The sequence below is a fragment of the Novosphingobium sp. SG919 genome (genome assembly GCF_012932495.1).
Classification (GTDB): Bacteria; Pseudomonadota; Alphaproteobacteria; order Sphingomonadales; family Sphingomonadaceae; genus Novosphingobium; species Novosphingobium rhizosphaerae.
On the sequence record NZ_JABCNG010000003.1, the window covers coordinates 243565 to 269288 of the forward strand.

A 25724-nucleotide genomic window follows, 5' to 3' on the forward strand; every position below is an offset into this window, starting at 1 on the left:
TCGCATCGTTTTGCGAAAAACCGGTTCCCGCTTTTCCGCACGATGCTTCGTCCGCTCCCCCGCCGGCCACCGGTATTTTCAAATCCGTTCCGACAGCTTGATCGCGGCGCGGCATCCCAGGCGGATGGCGTTGAACAACAGCGGATAGGCCGGCGTCTGTTCCGCCCCGGCCGCCAGCGCCGCATCACGGTGGGCGCGCTCGTCATCGCGGAATTCACGGATCGTGGCGGCCAGTTCCGGGTCGGTATCGCCCAGTTCCTCCAGCTGCTCGGTATAGTGACGGTCGATTTCGGTTTCGATCGCCGCGGTGCAGGCCATGGCCGCCTTGGGGCCAAGCAGCGCGGTGGCCGCGCCCAGGGCAAACCCGGCAACATTCCACACCGGCTGCAGCGCGGTGGGCCGCACGCCACGTGCCACGATCATGGCGTCGAACTTGGCGCGATGATCGGCTTCTTGCCGCGCCATTTCCACGATTTCGGCCGAATCCGGGCCGCGATCGCCCATCACCGCCAGTTGCCCGGCATAGATGCGGGTGGCGCCAAATTCGCCGGCCTGGTCCACGCGGATCATGCGTGCAGTGTCGGGACGAGTCATCGCTTCAGGCTCCCTTGGCGCGGCTCTTGGCCAGCAATCCCAAGATTGCCAGCGCCGCCGGAGTGGAAAACAGGAAATTGAAGCCGGCCATGCTCACGCCCAGCATGGTCCAGGCCGGAGTATCGCAGCGCACCAGCGGCGCGGCCATGATCGCAGCGAGCGGATCGCCCTCGATATGGCTGGACGAGCAGGTGGTGAGCCCTTCCCACCAATGATACTCCACCCCGGCGTGAAACGCACCGATCACCCCGCTCGAGAGGATGCCCAGCGCAGCCAGCGCCACCAGCCAGCGCGCTTCGGGCCGGCCGCGGCGCAGCAGAGCCAGGATCGCCAGCGCGATCGCCGCGAGGTGGCCATAGCGCTGCCACCAGCACATCTCGCACGGGGGCAGGCCAAAGCCATATTGCGCCACCAGCGCGGTGCCCATGGCCACCAGCGGCACGCCCAGCGCCAGGGCATGCGCCAGCGACAGGGGAGAATTGCGAATGTCCGTGCTCATCTTCAAGGTCCGCAGTCTGTATCAGCGCTTGCGCAGGGCCAGCAGCGCGCCGGGCGCCGTGCGCTTGAGCGTCTGCACCGCATAGTAGAGCTGGAAATCGTCGATGCCCTTGGCCTTCAGCTCCTCGGGCGTCATCTTGAAACGCGGATCGTCGATCTTGTCCTTCTCCAGATCCTTGTCCTCCTTGATCTCGTTGATCAGGTGGCGGCGCAGGTCGCTTTCGCGGTAGGAGCGGAGCGCGCGCTTGCGCAGGTCGGGATCGGAAATCTGCGGCACGGCGATGTCGGGTTCGATCCCGCCTTCCTGCACCGAACGGCCCGAAGGCGTGTAATAGCGCGCCGTCGTCAGCTTGAGCGCGGCATCCTTGCTCAGCTGGATCAACGTCTGCACGCTGCCTTTGCCAAAGCTGCGCTGGCCCATGATCAGCGCGCGGTGCTGGTCCTGCAAGGCGCCGGCGACGATTTCCGAGGCCGAGGCCGAACCTTCGTCGATCAGCACGATCATCGGCAAGCCGCGCGCCACGTCGCCGGGGTGGGCGGAATAGATGTCGTTGTCCTGCGGATCGCGCCCGCGCTGCGAGACGATCGTGCCCTTGTCGAGGAAATCGTCGGACAGCGAGACCGCTTCATTGAGCAGGCCGCCGGGATTGCCCCGCAGATCGAGCACCACGCCAGCCAGGTTGTTGCCCAACTGGGCGCGGATCGCCTGCACGGCCTGCGCCACTTCGCTGCCCACGTTTTCGCTGAAGCTCGACACCGAGATCACCCCGATGTTGTCCTTCACCTTCCATTCCACCGGGCGCAGCTTGATCACCTGGCGGGTGAGCGTGAGATCGAGCGGCTCGTCGCGGCCCGGGCGATAGACCGTCAGCTTGATCTTGGTGCCCGGCACACCGCGCATCTGGTCCACCGCATCGTCGAGCGAGCCGCCGTAGATCAGCTTGCCATCGAGGTGGGTGATATAGTCGCCGGCCTTGATGCCGCCCAGGTCGCCCGGCGTGCCCTTCATCGGCGCGATGACCTTGACCGCGCCGTCATCGAGCGTGACCGACAGGCCCAGGCCGCCATAGGCGCCTTCGGTCTGGGTGCGCAGGTTCTCGAAATCGCGGGCTTCCAGATAGGCGCTGTGCGGATCGAGCGTGGCCAGCATGCCATCGATGGCGCCCTTGATCAGGGTGTCGTCGTCCACCGGCTCGACATAGTTTTCCTTGATCTTTTCATAGACCAGCTCGAGCTTCTGGAACTGCGGCCCGGTGCGGGAATCCACCGCCGCCAGGCCGGCCGTGGCCACGGGCAAAACCGCCACGGCCGTGACCAGGGCCGTTGCACGCAGCAGGGAAGCAAGCGGTTGTGCCATGTTTGCAATCGAACCTTAGATAGGGGGCATGCTGGCACGACGAGCGCCAATCTGCCCGCTTGTATAGCCCCGCAAGCCTGAATGCCAGATGGAGCGACACCGGATTCCCGTTTGGCCGGTGGAACCCCGGCGCGCCTTGTTGCCGATCAATTCCGCAGGGCCACCAGCGGGTTGACCGGCACGCCATCCTTGCGCAGTTCCACGCCGACCAGCGGATTGGCCGGGGCGGCGATCCCCAGGGGCGAGCCTTGCACCACGCGATCGCCCACCGCCGCATCGATCCGCCCCAGGCCCGTGACCAGCGACGTCCATCCGCCCGGATGCTCCACGATCACGATCTGGCCATAACCGCGGTAGGAACCGGCAAAGGCCACACGCCCGGCCGCCGGCGCGACGATCTGCGCCGATGGCAAGGGCGCGATGGACAGGCCTTGCGCCGGGCCCGCTGCGCTCGCTTCAGCAAAGCCGGTGACCACGCGGCCCGATACCGGCAGGATCCACACCAGGGGCGTGCCGGTGCGCAGCAGGGGATCGGCGTCTTCCACCATCAGCACCGCGCCGGGCCGGTCGGGCCGCTGCATCGGGCCGGGCAGCGCGGCCAGCAGGTCGCGCATCTGCCCATCCCGCCCCAGGCGTTCCATCAGGGCCGCCAGGTCGCGCGTTTCCTCGGCCAGGGCCAGGGCATGGTCGGCCTCGCGGCTGGCGGTGCCGCTGGCGGCACGGCTGGCAATGCGCTGGCGACTTTCCAGCGCGGCCAGTTGCTGGCGCCGCTCGGCCAGACCGGATTGGCTGGCGCGCAGGCGCGCCGCCTCGCTGCCAGCCTGTTCCTGCAAGGCGCGCCCGCGCACGATCGCGCCGCGCAAGGTGGCGGTGCGGCGGCGCACTTCGGGCACCATCGTTTCCAGCACCGCGCGCAGATAGACCGTGTCACGCAGCGAATCCGCGCGCAGCAGGCTGAACGCCAGCGGCCGGCGGGCAAAGAGCTGCAGCGCGGCGGTCAGCCTCACCACCGGTTCCTGCCGCGCGGCAATGCGCAGGCGCAAGTCGGCGCGCTCTTGGTCGATCAAGGCGATCTTGGCTTCGCTCAGGCGGATTTCGGCTTCGGATTGCTGGATGCGCGCAGCAATCGCGGCAGCTTCCTGCGCGGTCTTGTCGGCCGCCGCGGTGGCAGCCTGGGCCTGGGCCTCCAGCTTTTCGCCGCGGGTGCGCGCTTCGACCAGCGCGCCTTGCGCGCGGGCCAGCGCCGCAGCGGCTTCGCCCCTGGTCTGGTAGGAAGGCGCCGGATCGGCCCCGGCGATCTGCCACAGCGCCAGCGGCGCCAGCAGCAGGGCCGCAAGGACCAGCGAGCGACGCGCGTTCATGGTCCTTGCTGGCATCATCCCTCGCGGTGATAGGGGTGGCCGGCGATGATGCTGGTGGCGCGCCACAGCTGCTCGGCCAGCATCGCGCGGGCCAGCATGTGCGGCCATGTTGCCGCGCCAAATGCGATCAGCAGGTCGGCACTCTCGCGCAGGGCTTCATCGTGCCCATCGGCGGCGCCGATGAGAAAGCGTGCCTCGCGCACGCCGTCGTCGCGCCAGCGGCCCAGCACTTTGGCAAATTCGCTTGAAGCCAATTGCTTGCCGCGCTCGTCCATCACCACGGTGCGGGTGGGGCTGGCGGTCACCGGCGGCACGGCGCCGCCCCGGTCGGGCAGCTCGGTCACCTTGAAGCCCCAGGTCACCCGCTTGCCATAGCGATCGACCAGTTCCGCCTCGGGCGAGCGGCCGATCTTTCCCCGGGCGATGATGTGGAGGAGCATGGATGTCCGTGTCTGGCGTTGGGCTGGGCTTCCGCCACCCCCTGGCCCCCTCCCCTGACGAGGAGGGGGAAGAGATCATCAGGCAGAGCCGGCGTCGCCGAAGCCCCACATGCGCTCCAGGTTGTAGAAGCTGCGCACTTCGGGGCGGAACAGGTGAACGACCACGTCACCGGCATCGATCAGCACCCAATCGGCGGCGGGCAGGCCTTCGATGCGCACGTGGCCATAACCGGCGTGCTTGATGCGCTCGGCCAGCTTCTGCGCCATGGCAGCGACCTGGCGGGTGGAGCGACCCGATCCGATCACCATGTAATCGGCGATCGAGCTTTTGCCTTCCAGGGGGATCGACACCACGTCCTGGGCCTGGTCATCATCCAGCGATTGCAGGACAAGGTCGAACAGGCTGGCAGGCACGCCGGCAGAAGGGGCCGAGACAGCGGCGCCGGCATCTGCCGGCTGGGGTTGGGCACTGGTCATTGGATTGCGGTGAACTCCGGTTGAAAGATGGCTATGTTCGCAACGCCCGGTCGCCCATTGCGATCCAACGACAAAACCGCCTTGCGCCAGGGCGCGCGGCGGGAAAGCCGAAGTACCGGACAGGCGTGCCGGAAAGCAGGGATGGCAGCCAGGACGCTCAGTGTCCGCTCCTTCCGCCAGGCATTTGCACGATGCGAGTATGAGTCACATCATCGCGCAGGCCGTTTGCGGAAACGTGGTCGGCCCAATCGGGCTCTGCCTGGCGCAAGGCCGTGGCGGAGCGGGGATCGGGATCGAACCGCAGGATGACAAGCGCTGGGGCGCGAGGCATCGGATCGTGCGGGATACTGGCGTTCAGGGCGGCACCCCCTGCTGGCCCACAAACGGACCAAAGAGCGCCATCACTTTCCTGCCTGCACCGCCGGCGCCATCGGCGCAGCCATACCATGGCGGGGCTCGCCATCGCAGCGCCATCATAGCCCGGACGCGCGATAACCGCAATCGGCATGGTGCGGGCGATCCCGCGCCAGTCCCGCCAGCGGTGGAACTGGGCAAGATTATCGCTTCCCATCAACCAGATAAAGCGTCGACGCGGATAGCGGCGCACCAGCGCGCGCAGCGTATCGACGGTAAACCGGGTGCCCAGTTCGCGCTCGATCGCCGTCACCCGAATCGGCGCACGGCGGGCCTGCCGCCGGGCCGAGACGACCCGCGCGGGCAAAGGCGCCATGCCCTGGGCGGGCTTGAGCACATTGCCCGGCGAAACCAGCCACCACACTTCGTTCAGCCCCAGCGCCGCGCGCGCAAACAGGCTCACCCGGCGATGGCCGCCGTGCGCCGGGTTGAAGCTGCCGCCCAAAAGGCCGGTCAGCCGGGGCAAGCCGTGTTTCAGGGGCGAACCTGCCCGCTGCCGTGGACCAGCCACTTGTACGTGGTCAGCCCTTCCAGCGCGACCGGGCCGCGTGCGTGCAGCCGCCCGGTGGCAATGCCGATTTCCGCGCCCAGCCCGAATTCGCCGCCATCGGCAAACTGGCTGGAGGCGTTGTGCATCACGATGGCGCTGTCCACTTCGGCCAGGAAGCGCGCGGCCGCATCGGCATCGGCCGTCACGATCGCGTCGGTGTGGCCAGAGGAATGGCGCGCGATATGCGCCAGCGCGGCGTCCAACCCATCGACCACTGCAACAGACAGCACCGCATCGAGGTATTCGGTGTCCCAGTCGTTGTCGGCCGCGGGCACGATGCGCGGATCGATCGCGCGGGCGCGGGCATCGCCGCGCACTTCGCAGCCGGCCTCGATCAGCGGGGTGACGAGCGCGGCCGCGGCGGGATAAGTCGCGTCGATCAGCAGGGTTTCCATCGCCCCGCAGATGCCGGTGCGGCGCATCTTGGCATTGAGCACGATCGCTTCGGCCATCGCCCGGTCGGCGCCGGCATGGACGAAGGTGTGGCAAATGCCGTCAAGGTGCGCCAGCACGGGAACGCGGGCATCGGCCTGCACGCGGGCCACCAGGCTCTTGCCGCCGCGCGGCACGATCATGTCGATCAGGCCCGCAGCGGTCAGCATGGCGCCAACGGCAGCGCGATCCTGGGTGGGCATCAGTTGCACCACCTCGGCCGGCACGCCGCCTTCGACCAGGCCCGCCACCAGGGCGGCGTGGATCGCACGGTTGGAATGGACCGCCTCGCTGCCGCCGCGCAGCAGGGCGGCATTGCCCGAACGCACGCAGAGCGCGGCAGCATCAGCCGTCACGTTGGGGCGGCTTTCGTAGATGATCCCGATCAGCCCGATCGGCACGCGCACGCGCGACAGGATCATGCCGTTGGGGCGGGTAACGCGGTCGATTTCCTGGCCTACGGGGTCGGCCAGGCTGGCCACTTGCGCCACGGCATCGGCCATGGCGGCCACGCGGCCTTCGTCCAGCTTGAGCCGGTCAAGCAGCGCCGCGGTCAACCCGCGGGTGACGCCATTGGCCATGTCGATGGCATTGGCCGCCAGGATTTCCGGCGCAGCGCGGCGCAGCGCATCGGCCGCCAGCTTGAGCGCGGCTTCCTTGGCCGGCGCCGGCATGCGCGCCAGTTCACGCTGCGCAGCACGGCCAGCGCGGGCAAGGCGCTCCACCAGCTGCTCGGGAGACTCGAGGGCGATTTCCTGGGGCTTGGTCGACATAGTGGCGCGGGGCTTACCATTGCTGGCCCGCGCTGTCACGGGCGCGCGGGGCATTGCAAACGATTCATCGCCACCCAGGCACGGCCCGCCCCGGCCTGGCGCCTGCGGATTCGACTCCCGGGTTCCCGCTCGATAAGCGCCGCGCCCCAGGGGTCGTCAACACGTCTTGTCTTGCGGGGTCGCTGGAAATCTTGCCGTCTGCCAAATCCGAAACCGCGCGCCGCGTGGGTCCCGCCCCTGCGGCCGGCGCCACGCCCGGCACCCGCCTGCGCCGCCTCCGCGTGCGCCTGGCGGCTGCGCCGGCGCAGGTACGCGGCTGGTTTCCCGATCGCGAGTTCTTCATGCGCGCGCACGGCCAAGTGCGCTTCATCCGCCTGTCCGGCCGCCTGCAGATGCGCGTGGCGGCGGGCGCGGCGCTGGCCTTGCTGGTGTGGCTGGGGGTGATGATCGCCATGCTGGTCGGCCAGGTTCTTGCCCAGCGCGATCTTGCTGCCCTGCGCCAGCGCGAAGCCGCCGTGACCCAGGCCGAACAGCACATGGCCCGCACCAAGGGCGGCGTGGCCGGCGCGCTGCAAGACCTGCAGCGCCGGCAGGACATGATCGAAACCATGGTCAAGGGCCAGCTGGGCGATCTGCCGCCGGCCGAGGCCAGCGCCACCGACGGCAAGCCCTTGTCGCTCAATGGCGCGCCCGAAGCCGCCACGCTCTCGCGCCTTGCCGGGCGGCAGGCGGCCTTCGTGGCGGCGCTCACGCACTATGCCGATGCCCGCGCCACGCAGGCCGAAACCGCCATCCGCCGCGTCGGTCTCAACCCGGCGCAAGTGGCGCCCTTGCGGCTGGCCAATCGCCGCGCCATGGGCGGCCCGCTGATCGCGCTCGGCCAGGATGATCCTGCGCTTGCCCGCCTGGGCCAGGCCATGACGCGCCTGTCCGCGCTGGAACAGGGGCTGGCGCGCCTGCCCCATGCCCTGCCCGCCAGTGCCGACTATATCTCCAGCGGCTTTGGCTATCGCGCCGATCCCTTCACCGGCGGTGGCGCGTTCCATCCCGGCCTCGATTTCAAGGGACCGATCGGCGCGCCGATCTATGCCGCCGCCCAAGGCGTGGTCAGCTTTGCCGGCGTCCGCTCCGGATATGGCAATTGCGTGGAAGTGGACCATGGCCAGGGCCTGGTCACGCGCTATGCCCACATGTCGCGGATCGAGGCGCGGCCCGGCCAGCGCGTGGGCCCCGGCGTGGAAATCGGCAAGATCGGTAGCACCGGCCGCTCCACCGGCCCGCATCTGCATTTCGAAGTGCGCATCGCCGATCGCCCGGTCGATCCGCGCCCCTTCCTGGAGACTCTACCCGATGTTTTCAAAGAAGCCGGCCATGACCACCCCTGATCGGGCACCGGCCACTTTCTCGGTGCTCGGCGCAGACCTGGCCGTGCGCGGCGACATCACCGCCGAGGCCGACCTGCACATCGACGGCAAGATCGAAGGCGACGTGGCCTGCGCCGCGCTGGTCCAGGGCGAAAGCAGCGTGATCACCGGCGCCATCACCGCGCGCAACGCCCGCCTGGCCGGCACGGTCAACGGGGCGGTGAGCGTGGCCGACCTGGTCATTACCCGCACCGCGCGCATCGTGGGTGACGTCGGCTATGACACGCTCACCATCGAACAGGGCGCCCGCGTGGAGGGCCGCTTTGCCCCGCGCGGCGCCAATGCCGCCGCCGCCGTGCCCGACAGCCTGATCGCGGTGCGCACTTCGGCCTGAGTACAGGCCCCTCCGCCATTGCCCCCTCCACCACCCGCTGCGCGGGCGGTCCCCCTCCCCATTGCATGGGGAGGATCTGGCAGGTCCTCCCCGCTTGGCGGGGAGGTGGCAGGCCGTAGGCCTGACGGAGGGGCGAAGCCTCACCCCAGACCCGCAAACGAAAAACCCCGCCGGTCGCCCGGCGGGGTTTTCGTTTGTCAGCCATCTGACCAGGCGTCGAGGATCAGTCCTCGTCGCCCTTGATCAGGTAATCGGCCGCATCGGCATCGGTGCCGTGGGTTTCACCCTCGACAGCCGCCAGCGGATCGTTGCCGATCGCCGCTTCGGGGCCTTGGGCCAGTTCGGCGGCATGCTCTTCGGCGGCCGTGCGCGGCGCGATCAGGGCTTCCTGAAGGCGACGGTTGGCAGCGCGCAGGGCAGCGTCGCGGCTGTTGGCCGCCACGCGCATGCGGTTCATGCCAGCGCCGGTACCGGCGGGAATGAGCCGGCCGACGATGACGTTTTCCTTGAGGCCGATCAGGCTGTCGCGCTTCCCTTCGACCGCCGCTTGCGTGAGCACGCGGGTGGTTTCCTGGAACGACGCGGCAGAGATGAACGAACGCGTCTGCAGCGAAGCCTTGGTGATGCCCAGCAGCACCGGCTTGCCTTCCGCGAAGCGCGAGCCCCCCGGCAGCTTGGCGTTGGTCTCGTTCATTTCCTCAAGGTCAACCTGCTCGCCCGGCAGCAGGGTGGTGTCACCGCCATCGGTGATTTCCACCTTCTGCAGCATCTGGCGAACGATCACCTCGATGTGCTTGTCGTTGATCTTCACGCCCTGCAAGCGGTAGACTTCCTGGATTTCCGCCACGAGGTATTCCGCCAGGGCCTCGACGCCGAGAACCTCCAGAATGTCGTGCGGATCAGGCGAGCCCGAGATCAGGTTGTCGCCCTTCTTGACGTAGTCGCCTTCCTGGACGTCGATCACCTTGGACTTGGGGATCAGGTACTCGACCGGTTCGCCCTCTTCCGGGATGATCGCGATCTTGCGCTTGGCCTTGTAGTCGCGAATGAACTCGATCCGGCCCGAGATCTTGGCGATGATCGCGTTGTCCTTGGGCTTGCGCGCCTCGAACAGCTCGGCCACGCGCGGCAGACCCCCGGTGATGTCGCGGGTCTTGGCGGCTTCGCGGCTGGCACGGGCCAGCACGTCACCGGCCTGGACTTCCTGGCCGTCTTCCACCGACAGGGTGGTGCCCGGCGCCATCATGTAGCGCGCGGATTCACCCGAGGCATCGTCGAGCAGGGTCAGGCGCGGACGCAGGTCTTCCTTCTTCGCGCGGCCACCGGCACGGTTTTCGGTAACGACGCGCTGGGCGATGCCCGTCGCTTCGTCGACCTGTTCCGTCAGGGTGCGGCCGTCGATCAGGTCCTGGTAGCGCACGATACCGGGCTTTTCCGTGATCACCGGCAGGGTGAACGGATCCCACTCGGCCAGGCGCTGGCCCTGGGCCACCGTCGCACCGTTTTCGTGCAGCAGGTGGGTACCATAAGGCACGCGGTGCATGGCGCGTTCGCGGCCGTCGGTGTCCATGATCACGATTTCACCGTTGCGCGCCAGCGACAGGCGGCGATTGCGGCTGTCGGTGATCGTCGGGATGTCGCGATAGTGCACGGTACCGTCGCAGATCGATTCCAGGTGCGACTGTTCGTTCACCTGCGCCGCGCCACCGATGTGGAACGTGCGCATGGTCAGCTGCGTGCCGGGTTCACCGATCGACTGGGCGGCAATGACACCGACCGCTTCACCGATGTTCACCGGCGTACCGCGCGCGAGGTCGCGGCCATAGCAGGTGCCGCACACGCCCTGGGGCGCTTCGCAGATCAGCGGCGAACGGATGCGGGCCGATTGTACGCCGGCCGCTTCGATGCGCGCCACGGCGGCTTCATCCAGCAGCGTGCCCTTTTCGCAGATCACCTTGCCGGTCTTGGCCTCGATCATGTCCTCGGCCAGGGTGCGGCCCAGGATACGTTCGCCCAGCGAAGCGATGGTCGAACCGCCCTGCACGATCGCGCGCATTTCCAGCGCCCGCTCGGTGCCGCAGTCGTTGACCGTCACCACGCAGTCCTGCGACACGTCGACCAGACGGCGGGTCAGGTAACCCGAGTTCGCCGTCTTGAGCGCGGTATCGGCCAGGCCCTTACGCGCGCCGTGGGTCGAGTTGAAGTATTCAAGGACGGTCAGGCCTTCCTTGAAGTTCGAGATGATCGGGGTTTCGATGATCTCGCCCGAAGGCTTGGCCATCAGCCCGCGCATACCCGCCAGCTGCTTCATCTGGGTTGGCGAACCACGCGCGCCCGAGTGGCTCATCATGTAGATCGAGTTGATCGGCTTTTCACGGCCGTGCTCGTCGCTCGGCGTGGCGCGGATTTCGTCCATCATGGCGTTGGCCACCTGGTCGCCGCAACGGCTCCAGGCGTCGATCACCTTGTTGTACTTTTCCTGCTGGGTGATCAGGCCGTCCTGGTACTGCTGCTCATAGTCCGCGACCAGTTCCTTGGTCTCGGCCACGAAGGCGTCCTTGGTGGCGGGGATGATCATGTCGTCCTTGCCGAACGAGATGCCCGCCTTGAACGCGTTGCGGAAGCCCAGGCTCATGATCGCGTCGGCGAAAAGGACAGTCTCCTTCTGGCCGGTGTGGCGATAGACCTGGTCGATGACGTCGGCGATTTCCTTCTTGGTGAGCAGGCGGTTGACCAGCTCGAAGGGCACCGTGTGGCTCTTGGGCAGGCACTCGCCGATCAGCATGCGGCCCGGCGTGGTTTCATACCGCTTGAGATAGGTCTTCCCGTTCTCGTCGGTCTGCGGCACGCGCGCCACGATCTTGGTGTGCATGGTGACCGCGCCAGCGAACAGCGCCTGGTGCACTTCGGCCATGTCGGCCAGCAGCATGCCTTCGCCCGGCTCGCCCTTGCGGTCCATCGACAGGTAATAGAGGCCCAGCACCATGTCCTGCGAAGGCACGATGATCGGTTTGCCGTTGGCGGGCGAGAGGATGTTGTTGGTCGACATCATCAGCACGCGCGCTTCCAGCTGGGCTTCCAGCGAAAGCGGCACGTGGACGGCCATCTGGTCCCCGTCGAAGTCGGCGTTGAAGGCCGAGCAGACGAGCGGGTGCAGCTGGATCGCCTTGCCTTCGATCAGCACGGGTTCGAAGGCCTGGATGCCCAGACGGTGCAGCGTGGGCGCACGGTTGAGCATGACCGGGTGTTCGCGGATCACTTCGTCCAGGATGTCCCAGACTTCCTTGCGTTCCTTTTCCACCCACTTCTTGGCCTGCTTCAGGGTCATCGACAGACCCTTGGCGTCAAGACGCGCGTAGATGAACGGCTTGAACAGCTCGAGCGCCATCTTCTTGGGCAGGCCGCACTGGTGCAGCTTGAGTTCCGGCCCGGTCACGATGACCGAACGGCCCGAATAGTCCACGCGCTTGCCGAGCAGGTTCTGGCGGAAGCGGCCCTGCTTGCCCTTGAGCATGTCGGACAGCGACTTGAGCGGACGCTTGTTGGCGCCGGTGATCACGCGGCCACGGCGGCCGTTGTCGAACAGCGCGTCGACCGCTTCTTGCAGCATGCGCTTTTCGTTGCGCACGATGATGTCGGGCGCGCGCAGCTCGATCAGGCGCTTCAACCGGTTGTTGCGGTTGATCACGCGGCGATAGAGGTCGTTCAAGTCCGAGGTGGCGAAGCGGCCACCGTCGAGCGGCACCAGCGGGCGCAGTTCGGGTGGAATGACCGGCACCACGTCGAGGATCATCCATTCCGGGCGGTTGCCGGAATCGATGAACGATTCCACCACCTTGAGGCGCTTGATGATCTTCTTGGGCTTGAGTTCCGACTTGGTCTCGGCGAGTTCCTTGAGCAGGTCTTCGCGCTCTTGGACCATGTCGAGGTCCATGAGCATGTGCTTGACCGCCTCGGCGCCGATGCCGGCCGAAAAGGCGTCTTCGCCATATTCGTCCTGCGCGTCGAGCAGTTCGTCTTCGGTCAGCAGCTGGTAGCGTTCAAGCGGGGTAATGCCCGGCTCGATGACCACGTAGCTTTCGAAGTAGAGGATGCGTTCGAGCTGCTTGAGCTGCATGTCGAGCAGCAGGCCGATGCGCGAGGGCAGCGACTTCAGGAACCAGATGTGCGCAACCGGGGCGGCCAGTTCGATGTGGCCCATGCGCTCGCGGCGCACCTTGGTCACAGTCACTTCCACGCCGCACTTTTCGCAGACGACGCCCTTGTACTTCATGCGCTTGTACTTGCCGCACAGGCACTCGTAGTCCTTCACGGGGCCGAAGATGCGGGCGCAGAACAGGCCGTCACGCTCGGGCTTGAACGTGCGGTAGTTGATCGTTTCCGGCTTCTTGATTTCGCCGAAGGACCAGCTGCGGATGCGCTCGGGCGAGGCCAGGCCGATCTGGATCTGGTCGAACGTTTCGGGCTTGGGCAGCTGGTTGGTGAATTTGGTCAGGTCGTTCATTGCGTGATCCTCACTGGGAGGGAAATCCTGTGCATGCGGCTAGCCGGGGCGGCGGCAGCGGGGGATGCAAACCCCGCCGCCGCGCCAAACCGGCTTATTCGGCTGCCTCGGCCAGGCCGTCCTCGTCGCCTTCGTCGTCGAGCGACGAGAGTTCGACGTTGAGACCCAGGCTGCGCATTTCCTTGACCAGCACGTTGAAGCTTTCGGGAATGCCGGCCTCGAACGTATCGTCACCCTTGACGATCGCTTCATAGACCTTGGTACGGCCGACAACGTCGTCGGACTTGACCGTGAGCATTTCCTGCAGCGTGTAGGCCGCGCCATAGGCCTGGAGCGCCCAGACCTCCATTTCCCCGAAGCGCTGGCCACCGAACTGGGCCTTGCCGCCCAGCGGCTGCTGGGTGACGAGGCTGTAGGGGCCGATCGAACGGGCGTGGATCTTGTCGTCCACCAGGTGGTGCAGCTTGAGCACGTACTTGCAGCCTACGGTGACCTTGCGGTCAAAGGCTTCGCCGGTGCGGCCGTCATACAGCGTCACCTGGCCGGATTCGTCCAGCCCGGCCTTGCGCAGCATGGCGGTCACGTCGGCTTCCACGGCGCCGTCGAACACCGGCGATCCCATCGGCACGCCGTTGCGCACGTTCTGGGCCAGTTCGACGATTTCGCTGTCGCTGCGTGCCTTGATCTCTTCGACGTAGTTGTCGCCATAGATGTCGAGCAGCAGTTCGCGCACCGCTTCGGGCGGCTCACCGGCCTGCGGATCGGGATTGGCTTCGCGCCAGGCGTCGAGCGCCGCCCCGATCTTGTGGCCCAGGCCGCGTGCGGCCCAGCCCAGGTGGGTTTCGAAGATCTGCCCGACGTTCATGCGCGAAGGCACGCCCAGCGGGTTGAGCACGAAATCGACCGGGGTGCCGTCTTCCAGGAAGGGCATGTCTTCCTGGGGCAGGATGCGGCTGATGATGCCCTTGTTGCCATGGCGGCCGGCCATCTTGTCGCCCGGCTGCAGCTTGCGCTTCACCGCGACGAAGACCTTGACCATCTTGAGCACGCCCGGCGCCAGTTCGTCGCCGCGCTCCAGCTTTTCCTTGCGGTCCTCGAACTTCTCCTGGATCGCCTTGATCGCGGTGTCGTACTGGCCCTTGGTCGCTTCGAGCTGCTGCTGGCGCAGATCGTCGGCCACGGCGAACTTCCACCATTCGTGGCGTTCCACGTCGGCCAGGATCTGCTCGTCGATTTCAACGCCCTTCTTGATGCCCTTGGGCGCGGCGGTGGCCACCTGGCCCAGCAGCATGTCCTTCAGGCGGTTGAAGGTCGCACGGTTCAAAATCGCGCGCTCGTCTTCGCGGTCCTTGGCGAGGCGTTCGATTTCCTCGTTCTGGATGGCGCGGGTACGGTCGTCGATCTCGATGCCGTGGCGGTTGAAGGTGCGCACGTCCACGATCGTGCCCGAAACGCCCGGCGGCAGGCGCAGCGAGGTGTCGCGCACGTCAGACGCCTTTTCGCCGAAGATCGCGCGAAGCAGCTTTTCTTCCGGCGTCATCGGGGATTCGCCCTTGGGCGTGATCTTGCCGACGAGGATGTCACCGGGGTGCACTTCGGCGCCCACGTAGACGATGCCCGCTTCGTCGAGGTTGCGCAGCGCTTCCTCGCCCACGTTGGGAATGTCGCGAGTGATGTCTTCGGGCCCAAGCTTGGTGTCGCGGGCCATGACTTCGAACTCCTCGATGTGGATCGAGGTGAAGACGTCTTCCTTGACGATGCGCTCGCTGATCAGGATCGAGTCTTCGTAGTTGTAGCCGTTCCAGGGCATGAACGCGACGAGCACGTTGCGCCCGAGGGCCAGTTCGCCGAACTCGGTCGAGGGGCCGTCAGCCAGGATATCGCCCTTTTCGACGATATCGCCCACGCTCACCAGCGGGCGCTGGTTGATGCAGGTGGACTGGTTGGAGCGCTCGAACTTCTGCAGGGTGTAGATGTCCACGCCCGACTTGCCGGGTTCGACATCGCCGGTCACGCGGATCACGATACGCGTCGCGTCCACCTGGTCGACGATCCCGCCGCGCAGCGCGGCGATCGCGGCGCCCGAATCGCGCGCCACGGTTTCTTCCATGCCGGTGCCCACGAACGGCGCATCGGCCTTGACCAGCGGCACCGCCTGGCGCTGCATGTTCGAGCCCATCAGCGCGCGGTTGGCGTCGTCGTTTTCCAGGAACGGAATGAGCGAGGCGGCCACCGAAACGAGCTGCTTGGGGCTGACGTCCATCAGCGTCACGGTTTCACGCGGCGCCATCACGAATTCGCCGTTCTGGCGGGCCGAAACCAGTTCTTCCACGAACGAGCCGTCGCCGGTGATTTCCGCCGAAGCCTGCGCCACCGTGTGCTTCTGCTCTTCCATGGCCGAAAGGTAGACCACTTCGGACGAGACCTTGCCGTCCAGCACCTTGCGGTACGGCGTTTCGATGAAGCCGTACTTGTTGACGCGGGCAAAGGTCGAGAGCGAGTTGATCAGGCCGATGTTCGGCCCTTCGGGCGTTTCAATCGGGCAGATGCGACCATAGTGCGTGGGGTGAACGTCGCGCACTTCGAAGCCTGCGCGTTCGCGCGTCAGACCGCCCGGCCCGAGGGCCGAGACGCGGCGCTTGTGCGTCACTTCCGACAGCGGGTTGGTCTGGTCCATGAACTGCGACAGCTGCGACGAGCCGAAGAATTCACGCACCGCGGCCACCGCCGGCTTGGCGTTGATCAGGTCGTTGGGCATCACGGTCGACACGTCGACCGAGCTCATGCGTTCCTTGACCGCGCGTTCCATACGCAGCAGGCCGACGCGGTACTGGTTTTCCAGCAGCTCACCCACCGAACGCACGCGACGGTTGCCGAGGTTGTCGATGTCGTCGACTTCGCCCTTGCCATCCTTGAGGTTCACCAGTTCCTTGACCACGGCGAGGATGTCCTCGGTGCGCAGGGTGGTGATCGTGTCGGGGCAATCCAGGCCCAGGCGCATGTTCAGCTTGACGCGGCCCACGGCCGAAAGGTCGTAGCGGTCGGCATCGAAGAACAGGCCGTCGAACAGGGCTTCGGCGGTTTCGCGCGTCGGCGGTTCGCCGGGGCGCATCACGCGATAGATGTCGGCCAGGGCGTGGTCGCGATCTTCGGCCTTGTCGGCCTTCATCGTGTTGCGGATCCACGGGCCGGTGCTGACGTGGTCGATGTCGAGCAGGTCGAGCTGGTCCACCCCGGCGCGGTCGAGCACGTCAAGGTTTTCCGGCGCCACTTCATCGCCGGCTTCGATCCAGATGCGGCCGGTCGATTCGTCGATCAGGTCCTTGGCGGCATAGCGGCCGAAGATTTCCTCGGTCGGGATCAGCAGCGACTGCAAGCCGTCCTTGGCCGCCTTGTTGGCAGCGCGAGGGCTGATCTTCTGGCCGGCCGGGAACACCACTTCGCCCGAAGCGGCATCGACGATGTCGAACGTCGGCTTGGCGCCGCGCCACTGGTCGAGCACGAAAGGCACCTTCCAGCCGCCTTCGGCGCGCACCCAGGTGACCTTGTTGTAGAAGTGGTCGAGGATCTGCTCGCCATTGAGGCCCAGGGCATAGAGCAGCGCGGTGACCGGCAGCTTGCGCTTGCGGTCGATACGCACGTTGACGATGTCCTTGGCGTCGAATTCGAAATCGAGCCACGAGCCGCGATAGGGAATGACGCGCGCGGCAAACAGGTACTTGCCCGAAGAGTGCGTCTTGCCGCGGTCATGGTCGAACAGCACGCCCGGCGAACGGTGCATCTGCGACACGATCACGCGCTCGGTGCCGTTGATGATGAAGGTGCCGTTGTCGGTCATGAGCGGGATATCGCCCATGTAGACGTCCTGCTCCTTGATATCGATGAGGCTCTTGGTCTCGGTTTCGGCGTCCACTTCGAACGTCGCGAGCTTGAGCGTCACCTTCATCGGCGCAGCATACGTGATGCCGCGCTGGCGGCATTCGTTCACGTCGTACTTGGGCGCTTCCAGCACATAGCCGTCGCGCTCCTTGATATCGAGGCTGGCCGTGCCGGCGAAATCCTGGATCGGGAACACCGAACGCAGCGTCTTTTCCAGGCCCGAGACATAGCCCGTGGCCGGATCGGAGCGCAGGAACTGCTCGTACGATTCGCGCTGAACCTCGATCAGGTTCGGCATCTGCACCACTTCGTGGATGTCGCCGAAGATCTTGCGGATGCGCTTCTTCAGGCCGGCGCGGGCTGGAGCCTTGGTTGCCATGGGAGGTTTATGCCTCTTTGCTAAGTCGGGCCGGTGCAGACCGGCGGAAATTCTGCCATGCGCGGCGATTGGCACGGCATGAACGCAAAAGAGGCCACGTTGCCCAGGGAACCCTTGTCCGGATACCCATGGCCCGCAGCCTTCGCGTCATGCCGATGCCCGCTGCCTCCTTCCGTGAACCTTCCCCCGCGCATGGGAAAGTCTTGCTCGAAGCAGCAGGTGTTGCATCGCCATATAGGCTTTGGCCCGGGCAAAGTCAAAGGGGCGCGCCACACTTGCGCCGCCTGCGCGCCGGCCAACTGTAATTAATTCTAAAGAACCCCCATTTTAGCGCTAAAATCATCGTTCGGGCGGGCCAGCCGTTTGCGTTCTGTTTACCCTGATCCCATAGGCAGGACGCGCGTGCAGCAAAGCCTGCGCAAGCCACCCTCTCGCTTGCCGGATTCATGAACGACAGATTCGCCTTCATCTTGCCGGTCATGCAGGTTGCCTTCGGCGTTGCCGCCGTGCTGGCCGGCCGCTGGCGGGTGTCCAGCGCCGGCTGGTGGGCGGGCGGCTTTCTCTGCAGCGCCAGTGGCTTTGCCATGCCGGCACTGGCCCTGCTGATGCCGGTGGAAGGGCGCGCGATTGCCGCCACCGCCGTCTTTGCCGCGGCGTTCTTCTGTTTCGGCCAGGCCCTGTGCGAACATTTCGGCCTGCGCCGCAACCACATGGCGTTGCGCGCCGCGATTGCCGTGGGCAGCACGGCGGCGAGCGCCTGGGGCGTGGCTGCCGACAGCCTGCGCCTGCACCTGGTGGCGTCCGACGTGGGCTGCGCGCTGCTGCTGGCCGTGCCGCTGCTGCTTGCCCGCGGGCGCACCCGGCGCAGCGGCGATCGCGCCCTGGTGGCGATGAGCTGGGTGGTGGTGACAGATTGCACGCTGCGCGTGATCGCCATTCGCTGGCTGGCCAGTGGCGGCATCGCCAATTTCCCCGTCACGGCTTATGCCTTCTGGTACCAGGTCACCGGCTCCCTCATCGGGGTGGCGTTCGCCATGGCGGCGCTCGCCTCGGTCATGATCGGCGTGCTCATGCGCTATCGCGACTGGGCGATCTGCGATCCGCTGACGGGGCTGCTCAACCGTCGCGGCTTTGACGAAGCGCTGGCCGGGCGCAGCAGCCACGAGCGCGCCGGCGCCGCGGTGATCGTGTGCGACATCGACCACTTCAAGGCCGTCAACGATCGCTTTGGCCACCACCGCGGCGACGAAGTGATCGCGCAGATGGCTGCCGCGGTCGATGCGCACCTGCCCGCCCGCGCCTTTGCCGCCCGCTTTGGCGGAGAGGAATTCGTGATCTACCTGCCCCAGGGCGCGCTCGGCAGTGGCGGCGCGGCCAATGCCGCCGCCGATCTGGCCGAATCGGTGCGGCGCGATTTCGCCCTGCGCGCACAACGCCTGCTTGGCCGCGATTTTCCGGTCACCGCCAGCTTTGGCGTCTCGGGCGTGGGCGTGGGTGAAACCACGCTCGATCCCGCGCTGCGCCGTGCCGACCAGGCGCTGTATCAGGCCAAGAGCGCGGGGCGGAACTGCTGCGTGGTCAAGGCCGCACCTGCCGCCACCGGCCCGGCCGCGCGCGCCGGTTATGCCGGAACCGCCACCGCCCCGGCATAACCGACGGCTTGGCCGCGCGCCGCGCCGTCCCGGCACGGCTTGACTCCCTGCCCGCATCTGCTAGGGGCCGCACCCGAACGACGGCTTTGCCTGTCGCTCATCCGTCCGAGACCGTCGGTGCCTGGCTGCCAGGCTTAATTTCCGACCTAGGCGGGGAAAAGAGATTTCACGGCCGCGCGCTCCGTTTTCGGATCGTGGCGCCCACCGCGGTGGCTTTACCCCCCGCGCAACCTCCTTCCCTTGTCGAACGGACTCGCCCCAGGTCGCTTGCGGCCCGGGACAAACGTAGCCGGCTGCACGGGGGCTCGCCCCTCGCGCGGCCATTGTGAAGGAGTAAGGCATGGATCGTTCGCAAAAAGCCGAATCGGTCGCTTTCCTCAACGAGGTCTTCTCCGAGGCCGGCGCGGTGGTCGTCACCCGCAACCTCGGCATGACGGTGGCCCAGTCCACCGCCCTGCGCACGAAGATCCGCGAGGCCGGTGCGACCTACAAGGTTGCGAAGAACCGTCTTGCCAAGCTTGCCATCCAGGGCACCGATTACGAAGGCATTGGTGATTTCTTCACCGGGCCGACCGCCATCGCTGCCTCGGCTGATCCCGTCGCCGCCGCCAAGGTGATCGTCGAGTTCGCCAAGACCACCGACAAGATCGAAATCGTCGGTGGCGGGATGGGTTCGCAGGTTCTCAGCCCCGATGGTGTCAAGGCCCTGGCCACGATGCCCTCGCTCGATGAACTGCGTGCCAAGCTTATCGGTCTCGTCCAGGCTCCGGCCACGAAGATCGCCCAGCTCACCACCGCTCCGGCGGCGAAGCTGGCGCGCGTCTTCAACGCCTATGCCGAGAAGGACGCGGCCTGAGCCGGTTCAAACGACTTCTGCCCGAGCGTGCCGCACCGTGCGGCATCCGGGCGCCACATATTAACGGAGTGAAACATCATGGCCGATATCGCCAAGCTCGTTGAAGAACTGTCGCAGCTCACCGTTCTCGAAGCTGCCGACCTTGCCAAGGCTCTGGAAGAAGCATGGGGCGTGAGCGCCGCTGCTGCCGTGGCCGTGGCCGCTGCCCCCGCCGGTGAAGCAGCTCCCGCTGCTGAAGAAAAGACCGAATTCGACGTCATCCTGACCGGCGACGGCGGCAAGAAGATCCAGGTCATCAAGGAAGTCCGCGCGATCACCTCGCTCGGCCTGACCGAAGCCAAGGCCCTGGTCGAAGGCGCTCCCAAGGCCGTCAAGGAAGGCGTGTCGAAGGCTGAAGCCGAAGAAATCAAGAAGAAGATCGAAGAAGCCGGCGGCACCGTCGAAATCAAGTAATCTTCTTCGGGTTCTTCCCGACGAAAAAGAGAAAGGGCGGGCCGCAGGGCTCGCCCTTTTTCTTTGTGCCAAGTGCCCCTCAACCACCGCTTCGCGGCGGTCCTCCTCTCCATTGCATGGGGAGGACATTGATCCTCCCTATCGCGTAGCGATGGGCAGGGGACCGCCCGCGCAGCGGATGGTGGAGGGGCTTTTTCCAAAACTTTCAGGCGAAATTCAGGTCCATGCGCGCTAGGCCCTTGGCCATGCCAGCCCCCCGTCTTGAAAAACCGCTCGCCGCCGCCAGGAACCTGCAACCGCGCATGGCCGCGCTGGGCGGGGCGCTGGCGCTGGGCCTGGCCGCCATATTCTTCGCGCGCGCCGGGGAAGCCGCCCAGGCGCTGTTCACCCGCCTGGTCACCGCCTATCCGCTGGCACCGATCGTGCTGACCCCGGCGATTTTTGTGGGCGTGACCTGGCTCACCCGGCACCGCTGGCCCGCCGCGCGTGGCTCGGGCATTCCCCAGGTCATGGCCGCGGCCGAGGCGCCGCACCATCCCGCCATGGCGCCACTGCTGTCGCTGCGCACCGCGCTGGCCAAAGTGGCCGGCACCCTGGCCATGCTGCTGGGCGGGGCATCGGTTGGCCGTGAAGGGCCCACCGTGCAATTGAGCGCGGCAATCATGGTCGCGGTGCATCGCTGGCTGCGCGTGCCGATCGGCGCCGGGGTGATCATCGCCGGGGGCGCGGCGGGGGTGGCGGCGGCGTTCAACACGCCGCTGGCCGGGGTCGCTTTCGCCATCGAGGAGCTGGCTTCCGCCTTTGAACAGCGCCTGGCGCTGCTGGTCATGCTGGCGGTGATGACGGCGGGCCTGGTCAGCCTCGGCCTGGCGGGCGACTATGTCTATTTCGGCGCGATGAGCCAGCATGTGCCGATCGTGCCCGCGCTGATCGCCGCGCTGGGCGCGGGCGTGGCCGGGGGCCTGGCCGGGGGGCTGTTTGCCCGCGTGCTCAGCCGCTTTGGCACCATCGATCACGGCTGGATCGGCGCCTTGCGCGCGCGTCCCGTGGCGCTGGCCGCCGGGCTTGGCCTGATCGTGGCGGTGGTGGGCGTGGCCACGCAGGGCCTGGGCCCTGGCGGGCCGGCTTCGGGTGGTTTGGCCTGGGGCACCGGCTATGGCACCACGCGTGGCCTGCTCTCGGGCGCCGATACGTCGCTGTGGTTCGGCCCGGCCAAGTTCGTGACTTCGCTTGCCACTGCGCTCAGCGGCGCGCCGGGCGGCATCTTTGCGCCCTCGCTCTCGGTCGGCGCCGGGCTGGGCCAGTGGGTGGGCCTGCTGTTTCCGCCCGAATATTCCGGCGCCGTCGCCATGCTGGGCATGATCGCCTACTTTGCCGGCGTCACCCGCGCGCCGCTCACCGCCGTGATCATCGTGATGGAAATGACCGCCGATCGCGCGATGATCCTGCCGCTGTTCGCCGCCGCGCTGGTGGCCGACCAGGTGAGTGCGCAAGTCTGTCCGGAAAAGCTCTATCACGCGCTCAGCCACGCCTTTCGCGCACCTGCGGGCGATGCCGGCTCGCCCCAAAAGACGCACTGACTTTTCCTTTCCCCCGCGCCGCCCAGCCCCTATGGCCGGCGGCATGACCGCAGCCACGCTTCCCACTTCGCCCGATCTGGCCGGGCCCCATGCCGCCAGCGAATGGCGCGAGATGTTGCGCCTGGCAGCGCCGCTGGTGGGCGCAAACCTGTTGCAGATGGCGGTCTTTGCCGTGGACGTGCTGTTCGTGGCGCGCCTGGGGGCAGAGGCACTGGCGGCGTCTTCGCTGGCCGTTTCCATCTTCGGCCTGCTGATCTGGAGCCTGACCGGCCTGGTCGGCGCCACCTCGCCCCTGATCGCCGCCGAACTCGGCCGCCGCCGCCACGCGGTGCGCGAAGTGCGCCGCACCGTGCGGATGGGGGGCTGGGTTGGCCTGATCGCCGCGCTGGTGGCCATGGCGCTGTGCCAGCTGGGCGGGCCGCTGCTGCGCGCCACCGGGCAGAGCGAGGCGGTGGTGGTGCGCGCCGTGCCGTTCCTCACGGTCCTTTCGCTGGCCTGCGTGCCGGCGGTGCTCGCCTCGCTGCTGCGCACGGTGGTATCCACCCTGGGACGGCCGGGCATCGGCACGGCGATCACCGCGCTGGCCGTGGCGGTCAACGCCACCGGCAACTGGATCTTCGTCTATGGCCACGCCGGCATGCCGGCGCTCGGCCTGATGGGCTCGGCCTGGTCCAGCGTGATCACCAGCAGCGCAATGCTCGCCGCCTATGCCATGGTGCTGCGGTTTGATCGACGGCTGCACCGCTATCGCCTGCTGGGCCGGTGGTGGCGCGCGGAATGGCGCCGCTTTGCCGACGTGTGGAAGATCGGCCTGCCGATCTGCGCCACGATCGTGGCCGAAGCCGGCTTGTTCAACGGGGCCGCGCTGCTGATCGGGCGGATCGGCGAACTGCAGCTCGCGGCGCACACCGTCGCGCTGCAACTGGCCGGCATGACGTTCCAGGTGCCGTTCGGGCTGGGCCAGGCCGCCACGATCCGCGTGGGGCTGGCCTATGGCGCGCGCGACCATGCCGGGATCGCCCGCGCCGGGTGGACGGCCCTGGGCATGAGCGTGGGCTTCATGGCCACGACGGCCGCGTTGATGCTGGCAATGCCGCGCTTCTTTCTCGGCCTCTATATCGACGTGACCGATCCGGCCAATGCCGCGCTGGTGGGCTTTGCCCTGCAGTTCCTGGTGGTGGCGGCCGCGTTCCAGCTTTTCGATGGCGCCCAGGCCACCTGCGGCGCGGTGCTGCGCGGCCTGCAGGATACCCGCGTGCCGATGACCATCGCCATCTTCGGCTATTGGGTGCCGGGCCTGTTCACCGCGATCGGCCTGGGGCTCTATACGCCGCTCGGCGGCATGGGCGTGTGGCTGGGGCTGCTGGCCGGGCTGGTCTGCGTGGCGGCGCTGCTGCTGTGGCGCTGGCACAACCGGGCAAGGCTGGGCCTGCTGCCATGATCGGCGCCTGATCGCGCGGCGATCGTGCCGGGGCGCTTGTCCCGCCCTGGCACCGTCCCGGCGCGCCAAGGCCCCATCCATTCATTTTGGCGAAAAGAATCTGTGCCACGACGCTTGACGCTCCTCCGGCATCCACCCATATGCGGGCCGCTGGCACTCTTGACCTAAGAGTGCCAGCGCAGATTTTCTGATTGGAAGAGGGAGCAACCCATGACTTTCCGTCCGCTGCACGACCGCGTGCTGGTGCGCCGCGTCGAAGCCGAGGAAAAGACCGCCGGCGGGATCATCATCCCCGACAGCGCCAAGGAAAAGCCCGCCGAGGGCGAAATCGTTGCCGTTGGTACGGGCGCCCGCGCCGAGAACGGCACGATCACCCCGCTCGACGTCAAGGTGGGCGATCGCGTGCTGTTCGGCAAGTGGTCGGGCACCGAAGTGAAGGTGTCGGGCGAAGACCTGCTGATCATGAAGGAATCGGACATCCTCGGCGTGATCGGCTGATCCACCGGATTTCCTGATTTTCTACCCTTAGAATTCAAAGGAACAGAGCAATGGCTGCCAAGGACGTACGCTTTTCGCGCGACGCGCGCGAACGCATCCTCAAGGGCGTCGACATTCTCGCCGACGCCGTGAAGGTCACGCTGGGCCCCAAGGGCCGCAACGTCGTGATCGACAAGAGCTTCGGCGCACCGCGCATCACCAAGGACGGTGTTTCGGTCGCCAAGGAAATCGAACTCAAGGACAAGTTCGAGAACATGGGCGCCCAGATGCTGCGCGAAGTGGCATCGAAGGCCAACGACAAGGCCGGTGACGGCACCACCACCGCCACCGTGCTGGCCCAGGCCATCGTGCGCGAAGGCATGAAGTCGGTTGCCGCCGGCATCAACCCGATGGATCTCAAGCGCGGCATCGACATCGCCGTGACCAAGGTCGTCGAAAACCTCAAGGCCCGCTCCACCCCGGTGGCCGGCTCGGCCGAAATCGCCCAGGTCGGCATCATCTCGGCCAACGGTGACGTGGAAGTCGGCGAAAAGATCGCCGAAGCCATGGAAAAGGTCGGCAAGGAAGGCGTGATCACCGTGGAAGAGGCCAAGGGCCTCGAATTCGAACTCGATGTCGTCGAAGGCATGCAGTTCGACCGCGGCTACCTGTCGCCCTACTTCATCACCAATCCCGAAAAGATGGTGGTGGAACTCGAAAACCCCTACATCCTGATCCACGAGAAGAAGCTCTCGTCGCTGCAGTCGCTGCTGCCGATCCTGGAAGCCGTGGTGCAGTCGGGCCGTCCGCTGCTGATCATCGCCGAAGACATCGAAGGCGAAGCGCTGGCCACCCTGGTGGTCAACAAGCTGCGCGGTGGCCTCAAGATCGCCGCCGTCAAGGCGCCGGGCTTCGGTGACCGTCGCAAGGCCATGCTGGGCGACATCGCCACGCTGACCGCCGGCGAAATGATCTCGGAAGACCTCGGCATCAAGCTCGAGAGCGTTACGCTCGGCATGCTCGGCCAGGCCAAGAAGGTCACCATCGACAAGGACAACACCACGATCGTCGACGGCGCTGGCGCTGCCGAAGACATCAAGGCCCGTGTCGAGCAGATCCGCGCGCAGATCGAAGTCACCACTTCGGACTACGACCGCGAAAAGCTGCAGGAACGCCTGGCCAAGCTGGCTGGCGGCGTGGCCGTGATCAAGGTTGGCGGTGCCACCGAAGTCGAAGTCAAGGAACGCAAGGACCGCGTTGACGACGCCCTCCACGCCACCCGCGCTGCGGTGGAAGAAGGCATCGTGACCGGCGGCGGCACGGCTCTGCTCTATGCCACCCGCGCTCTCGAAGGCCTCACCGGTGCCAACGAAGACCAGACCCGCGGCATCGACATCGTCCGCAAGGCGATTACCGCGCCGGTCAAGCAGATCGCTGAAAACGCCGGCAACGACGGCGCCGTCGTGGCGGGCAAGCTGCTCGACCAGACCGACGAAGGCATCGGCTTCAACGCCGCTACCGAAGTCTATGAAAACCTGAAGGCTGCCGGCGTGATCGACCCCACCAAGGTCGTGCGCACCGCGCTCCAGGATGCGGCCTCGGTCGCCGGCCTGCTGATCACCACCGAAGCGGCGATCAGCGAACGTCCGGAAGACAAGCCTGCCCCGGCCGGCATGCCCGGCGGCATGGGCGGCATGGGCGGCATGGACTTCTAAGTCCAAGCCCAAGGCTGACAAAAAGGAAGGGCCGCCCGGGAAACCGGGCGGCCCTTTCCTGTTCCTGAAAGCCACAAAAAAGCCCCCTCCTCTTCAGAGGAGGGGGTTGGGGGTGGTGGAAGCCTAAAGCCCCC

Annotated in this window: 19 protein-coding genes; 9 read left to right on the forward strand and 10 right to left on the reverse strand. The window is 66.7% G+C overall.

Annotation, left to right across the window (positions count from 1 at the left end; all coding sequences use genetic code 11):
- Positions 1-78: 78 nt before the first annotated feature.
- The 8 genes from FHT19_RS14115 to FHT19_RS14150 form a co-directional block, all read right to left on the reverse strand.
- Positions 79-594: a demethoxyubiquinone hydroxylase family protein gene (locus tag FHT19_RS14115; protein ID WP_168555825.1), complete on the reverse strand. Its 516-nt coding sequence runs from the start codon at positions 592-594 to the stop codon at positions 79-81.
- A 4-nt stretch (positions 595-598) separates the two neighbouring features.
- Positions 599-1093 (reverse strand): disulfide bond formation protein B, encoded by a 495-nt coding sequence (locus tag FHT19_RS14120; protein WP_169475641.1) that lies wholly within the window; start codon positions 1091-1093, stop codon positions 599-601.
- Positions 1094-1114: 21 nt separating this feature from the next.
- Entirely contained in the window at positions 1115-2449 is a 1335-nt protein-coding gene (locus FHT19_RS14125) for a S41 family peptidase (protein ID WP_168555823.1), read from the reverse strand.
- 146 nt (positions 2450-2595) lie between these two features.
- Positions 2596-3810, reverse strand: a complete 1215-nt coding sequence (locus tag FHT19_RS14130) for a peptidoglycan DD-metalloendopeptidase family protein (RefSeq protein ID WP_248290471.1) — start codon at positions 3808-3810, stop codon at positions 2596-2598.
- Between the two features lie 14 nt (positions 3811-3824).
- On the reverse strand, positions 3825-4250 hold the full coding sequence (locus tag FHT19_RS14135) for a 23S rRNA (pseudouridine(1915)-N(3))-methyltransferase RlmH (protein WP_168555821.1): 426 nt from the start codon (positions 4248-4250) through the stop codon (positions 3825-3827).
- 78 nt (positions 4251-4328) lie between these two features.
- A complete protein-coding gene (gene rsfS / locus FHT19_RS14140) occupies positions 4329-4727 on the reverse strand; it encodes a ribosome silencing factor (RefSeq protein ID WP_169475642.1) in 399 nt (132 codons plus the stop codon).
- Between the two features lie 157 nt (positions 4728-4884).
- Positions 4885-5607, reverse strand: a complete 723-nt coding sequence (locus tag FHT19_RS14145; protein WP_248290472.1) for a nicotinate-nucleotide adenylyltransferase — start codon at positions 5605-5607, stop codon at positions 4885-4887.
- A gap of 8 nt (positions 5608-5615) precedes the next feature.
- Positions 5616-6896 (reverse strand): glutamate-5-semialdehyde dehydrogenase, encoded by a 1281-nt coding sequence (locus tag FHT19_RS14150; protein WP_168555818.1) that lies wholly within the window; start codon positions 6894-6896, stop codon positions 5616-5618.
- Between the two features lie 191 nt (positions 6897-7087).
- Here FHT19_RS14150 and FHT19_RS14155 point away from each other — a divergent pair, with 191 nt between their 5' ends.
- The gene (locus FHT19_RS14155) at positions 7088-8281 is read left to right on the forward strand and encodes a M23 family metallopeptidase (RefSeq protein WP_248290473.1); all 1194 of its coding nucleotides are present in this window, start codon (positions 7088-7090) and stop codon (positions 8279-8281) included.
- Positions 8268-8654: a polymer-forming cytoskeletal protein gene (locus tag FHT19_RS14160; RefSeq protein ID WP_168555817.1), complete on the forward strand. Its 387-nt coding sequence runs from the start codon at positions 8268-8270 to the stop codon at positions 8652-8654. The genes FHT19_RS14155 and FHT19_RS14160 overlap by 14 nt, the downstream gene beginning before the upstream one ends.
- 223 nt (positions 8655-8877) lie before the next feature.
- On the opposite strand, the gene rpoC is transcribed toward FHT19_RS14160, so the two are convergent.
- Both rpoC and rpoB read right to left on the reverse strand, forming a co-directional pair.
- The gene (gene rpoC / locus FHT19_RS14165; protein ID WP_168555816.1) at positions 8878-13158 is read right to left on the reverse strand and encodes a DNA-directed RNA polymerase subunit beta'; all 4281 of its coding nucleotides are present in this window, start codon (positions 13156-13158) and stop codon (positions 8878-8880) included.
- Positions 13159-13252: 94 nt separating this feature from the next.
- A complete protein-coding gene (gene rpoB, locus FHT19_RS14170) occupies positions 13253-17416 on the reverse strand; it encodes a DNA-directed RNA polymerase subunit beta (protein WP_169475644.1) in 4164 nt (1387 codons plus the stop codon).
- A gap of 446 nt (positions 17417-17862) precedes the next feature.
- On the opposite strand from rpoB, the gene FHT19_RS14175 reads away from it, so the two are divergent.
- The 7 genes from FHT19_RS14175 to groL all read left to right on the forward strand — a co-directional run bounded on the left by FHT19_RS14175 (position 17863) and on the right by groL (position 25590).
- Positions 17863-19068 (forward strand): GGDEF domain-containing protein, encoded by a 1206-nt coding sequence (locus FHT19_RS14175; protein ID WP_169475645.1) that lies wholly within the window; start codon positions 17863-17865, stop codon positions 19066-19068.
- Between the two features lie 340 nt (positions 19069-19408).
- Positions 19409-19924 carry a 50S ribosomal protein L10 gene (gene rplJ, locus FHT19_RS14180; protein ID WP_168555813.1) on the forward strand — a complete coding sequence of 172 codons (516 nt, stop codon included), beginning with the start codon at positions 19409-19411 and terminating at the stop codon, positions 19922-19924.
- 78 nt (positions 19925-20002) lie between these two features.
- Entirely contained in the window at positions 20003-20377 is a 375-nt protein-coding gene (rplL, locus tag FHT19_RS14185) for a 50S ribosomal protein L7/L12 (protein ID WP_110763792.1), read from the forward strand.
- 245 nt (positions 20378-20622) lie between these two features.
- Entirely contained in the window at positions 20623-21957 is a 1335-nt protein-coding gene (locus tag FHT19_RS14190; RefSeq protein ID WP_248290474.1) for a chloride channel protein, read from the forward strand.
- A gap of 112 nt (positions 21958-22069) precedes the next feature.
- Positions 22070-23398 (forward strand): MATE family efflux transporter, encoded by a 1329-nt coding sequence (locus tag FHT19_RS14195; protein ID WP_169475807.1) that lies wholly within the window; start codon positions 22070-22072, stop codon positions 23396-23398.
- Positions 23399-23608: 210 nt separating this feature from the next.
- Positions 23609-23896, forward strand: coding sequence for a co-chaperone GroES (gene groES, locus FHT19_RS14200; RefSeq protein ID WP_110763794.1), 288 nt, complete (start codon positions 23609-23611; stop codon positions 23894-23896).
- A gap of 50 nt (positions 23897-23946) precedes the next feature.
- A complete protein-coding gene (gene groL / locus FHT19_RS14205; RefSeq protein ID WP_168555808.1) occupies positions 23947-25590 on the forward strand; it encodes a chaperonin GroEL in 1644 nt (547 codons plus the stop codon).
- Positions 25591-25724 lie beyond the last annotated feature (134 nt).